At 59.7% G+C, this 2,419-nt stretch carries 1 protein-coding gene and 1 pseudogene; one reads left to right on the forward strand and one right to left on the reverse strand.

The features are described from left to right. Positions 1-162: 162 nt before the first annotated feature. Positions 163-1,225 (forward strand): annotated as a pseudogene (locus Z052_RS14420) (RNA-guided endonuclease TnpB family protein); the annotation flags it as partial. A gap of 120 nt (positions 1,226-1,345) precedes the next feature. Here Z052_RS14420 and Z052_RS14425 read toward each other — a convergent pair. After that, a complete protein-coding gene (locus Z052_RS14425; protein WP_049933407.1) occupies positions 1,346-2,146 on the reverse strand; it encodes a sulfite exporter TauE/SafE family protein in 801 nt (266 codons plus the stop codon). Positions 2,147-2,419 lie beyond the last annotated feature (273 nt).

Genomic DNA, 2,419 nt, shown 5'->3' on the forward strand with positions numbered 1-2,419 from the left:
ATTTTGGCGCTGCTGAATAGGGTTGTCACTCTCGAACGGCAGACTCAGCGAGGTCTCAGCCGGTTAGTCGTGCGGAATCAACGCTGACATGACGGGTTTCGATTGCCCGACGCTCTCCTTGTCGACGGCCACGGCGGTTTCTTTCCCGATGTTCTCGGTCGGAGCGGATACGCAAAGAACGCACTCAAAAGTCCCGCAACTCACGACGACGTACAACGCGGGCGACCTCCACGACGACCACCCTGTTCGGTTCACCAATGAGGGCCTACGACTCGACCACAAGCCCGAGAACGCTATTGAGTGGTTTGTCAAGATTCCGCACCACGAGGACTATTACCTCTGGATGCCAGCCCAACCGAACCCCGAACAGCGGGACTGGTTGGAAGCGTTGAACGCTGGTGATGCGGAAATGGGCGGGGGTCGGCTGTTCGAGCGAGAGGGGACGTGGTTCCTCCACGCCACCGCTACTCGCGACGTTGAGGAAACTTCTGAGGTGTCCGCCGAAGAACGGACGCCCATCGGAGTGGACATCGGGGAAGCATCACTCGTCACGGTGTGTCACCGCGACGATCACGGTTCTCCGACCGCACCTGAACTGTGGGCCGACGAAGGGAAGACGGTTCGTCAGCTCCCTAAGAGCTACTTCACCGCCAAGCGCCGACTCCAGACGCGCGGAAGCGAGCGTATCGTGGAGTCGTTCGGTGGCGACCTATGGAAACAGATCGACGACGTGTTCCACCGCGTCACCCGCGAAGTCGTGGAGTACGCCGAATCCGTCAAGAATCCCGTTCTCGTTCTGGAAGATCTGACGTACATCCGGGAGTCGATGGACTACGGTGAGTTCATGAACCGGCGTCTCCACAGATGGGGGTTCGCCAAACTCCACGCGCAGATACGCTACAAGGCCGTCGAGAAGGGGATCCCCGTCGACACGGTGAATCCGCGTAACACGTCGAAGGAGTGCTACGGGTGCGGTGAAGTGGGATACTGCCCGCGACAGTCGACGTTCACGTGTACGAACGACGCTTGCTGGATGGGCGAGTACCATGGGGACGTGAACGGCGCGATAAACATCGCAGACCGCTACCTCAGCGGAGGGAGCCATTCGAGAGAACACAGAGATGACGATGACTCGGCTGAGGATGGGGGGCGTTTGACCGCCCCACAAGACACCCACGCCGATGCTGAAACCCAGCAAGGGACGCGTGGAACGAATGCGTCTTGAAACCGCAGGGCCGCTCTCGGCCTGAAATCCCGTGGTGGGATTCCCGCGTCTTCAGGCGCGGGAGGAGGTCAATGGAGCGCGTCGCCTGTATCGAGCCAGCGAAAAGGATCCAGTGCTCGGTCAGTGCCCCATCGCGCCCCCGAGGGGCTGGTAATGCGGGAACATCGGATGTGGGAGGTGAACACCGAGTGCCATCAATCCGTGCGCAAGCAGCACGTACCCCAGCACGACGAACACCACACCGAGTAGCCGATGAACGCGTCGCCGGTGGGCGACGTCGATCGATTGGATAATCGTCCCATAGAGGAAAACTGCCGGAATCGTCCCGATGCCAAGGGCACCGAGAGCGATTCCCCCTGTGGTCGGGGAGCCGCTCGCGAAGGCGAACAGATACGCGGGATACAGCATCGGGCAGGGGAGAAACGCGTGGACGGCTCCCAGCCCGACAATACTCGGGCTGTTCACGTGTCGGTGAACTCTCGCTGCGAGCCACGACGTAACGCGCTGGACGCCAGGGATGCGAATATCGCCTCCGCTTCCACCGATGACGTACCGAACGCCCGTCGCCACAATGAACCCTCCGACCGCAAGACCGACAACACCTCGCAGGAGATCGGCGATCGGTGTCAGCTGGTCAGCGGTAACGAATACGACGCTCCCGAGCGCGCCGAAGACGGCCCCGAGAATCGCGTACGTCGTCGCCCGGCCGACGTTGAACAGGAAATGCTGGCGAACCTCGTAGGTCGTGAGATGACCGGCACGCCCGTCGTTGGCTGTCACCGTCCCGCCATCGGGCTGCGGCGTCATCTGTTTCGAGTACATCGTCACAAGTGGACCGCACATCCCGATACAGTGTGCGCCGCCCAGCACGCCGATGAGGACGAAGAGGACGACATCAATCCGGAGGAGCGACTCGATCATAGTCGTTCTCGGTTGCGTGCGGATTTGTATCGTCTGGTGTACCTCTCGAATAAGACTGTATGGATGATGTCGAGTGAAAAGAACGCATCAAGATGGCTTTGTTGAAATCCTATTCTTCAAACATTTTCTCGCATGAAACAGTCGATTGATGAGAGCCCCAAAGCGACCGTATCTCGGCTTGTGACAGGAACTATGCTCGCAGGAACGGTCCATCAAACATGGTCTTCGTACCTGATGAACTCCCGGATCAACTCTCAGTCGATCACATCGGGT

Source organism: Halorubrum sp. C191 (genome assembly GCF_002727095.1).
Lineage (GTDB): Archaea > Halobacteriota > Halobacteria > Halobacteriales > Haloferacaceae > Halorubrum > Halorubrum ezzemoulense.

What these genes read in the sequence shown, in the direction of transcription:
- Z052_RS14425 (WP_049933407.1), bottom strand. Translation starts at nt 2,146, where the DNA reads ATGATCGAGTCGCTCCTCCGGATTGATGTCGTCCTCTTCGTCCTCATC.